The organism is Gemmatimonadales bacterium (assembly GCA_030697825.1).
In the GTDB taxonomy this organism is placed as follows: domain Bacteria; phylum Gemmatimonadota; class Gemmatimonadetes; order Gemmatimonadales; family JACORV01; genus JACORV01.
Window position 1 is genome coordinate 1 of the sequence record JAUYOW010000108.1, and the last position, 1,060, is coordinate 1,060.

The 1,060-nt window shown below is 65.7% G+C and carries 2 protein-coding genes; both read left to right on the forward strand.

Features of this window, described 5'->3' with window-relative positions; translation table 11 throughout:
• Positions 1 to 472 (forward strand): SMC-Scp complex subunit ScpB (locus tag Q8Q85_05750; protein MDP3773755.1); only part of this gene is annotated, 472 nt, incomplete at its 5' end.
• Positions 360 to 1,034 carry a pseudouridine synthase gene (locus Q8Q85_05755; protein ID MDP3773756.1) on the forward strand — a complete coding sequence of 225 codons (675 nt, stop codon included), beginning with the start codon at positions 360 to 362 and terminating at the stop codon, positions 1,032 to 1,034. The genes Q8Q85_05750 and Q8Q85_05755, both read left to right, overlap by 113 nt.
• Positions 1,035 to 1,060: the final 26 nt, after the last annotated feature.

Sequence of the window (1,060 nt, forward strand, 5' to 3'; positions counted from 1 at the left end):
CGAGGAGCGCCCGCAGCGCTATACGCGCGCGCTGCTGGAGACACTCGCCATCATCGCTTACCGCCAGCCGGTGACGCGCGGCGAGATCGAGCACATCCGCGGCGTGTCGGTCAGTACCGACATCGTCCGCACGCTTACCGAGCGCGGCTGGATCAAGGAAGTCGGGCGGCGCGACGTCCCCGGTCGCCCGGCGCTGCTGGGCACCACGCGCGAATTTCTCGAACATTTCAACCTCAGGAGCCTTGAGGACATGCCGCCACTCGCGGAGCTCCGGAGCCTGGAGGAGGTCGGCGCCGAGCTGGAAAGGCGCGAATTACCCGCCGGCGCACCGGATTCAGCTGGGTCGGCAACCGCCCCCGATGGTGTTCTATCCCCTTTCCCCCAAGCGTCGAGCGTCGAAACCTCCGCCGAGGTTGACGCAGCGGAAGCCATGCCTGTCAGTCTCGCCGCCCACGATCCCGCGCGTGTCTGATCGCCGTCCGCCGCACAGGGACGTGCCAGCGTCGCGGGAGCCCCCTCCGGGGAGGCAAAAGGCGCACGGGAGGCAAACACCGCACACCGGAAGTCGGGAGCGACCGCCGAGCCCGAGCGCGGCCGACGCGCGTGGGGAAAAATTACAAAAAGTACTTGCCCGCGTGGGCATTGCCTCGCGCCGGACCATCGAGCAATGGATTGGAGAAAGTCGCATCACCGTAGACGGCCAACTCGCCACTCTCGGCCAGCGCGTCGGACCTGACAACCGCATCCTCCTCGACGGGCGCCCGATTCGCGTCCTCGATGTGGTGCAGAAGCGCCGCGTGTTGATCTATCACAAACCCGCGGGTGAGGTTTGTACGCGCTCGGATCCCCAAGGCCGGGCGACCGTGTTCGACAAACTTCCGGTGTTGCGCGGCAGCCGCTGGATTACCATCGGTCGTCTCGACTTCAGCACCTCCGGGTTGCTGCTCTTCACCACCGACGGCGAATTGGCCAATCGCCTGATGCATCCCTCGGGCGAATTCGAACGCGAGTACGCCGTGCGTATTCTCGGTTAGGTGAGCGAAACAATGTTGGCGCAGTT

Excerpts from the sequence above, each read along its gene's own strand:
- Q8Q85_05755 (MDP3773756.1), top strand. The coding sequence starts at position 360 with ATGGTGTTCTATCCCCTTTCCCCCAAGCGTCGAGCGTCGAAACCTCCG.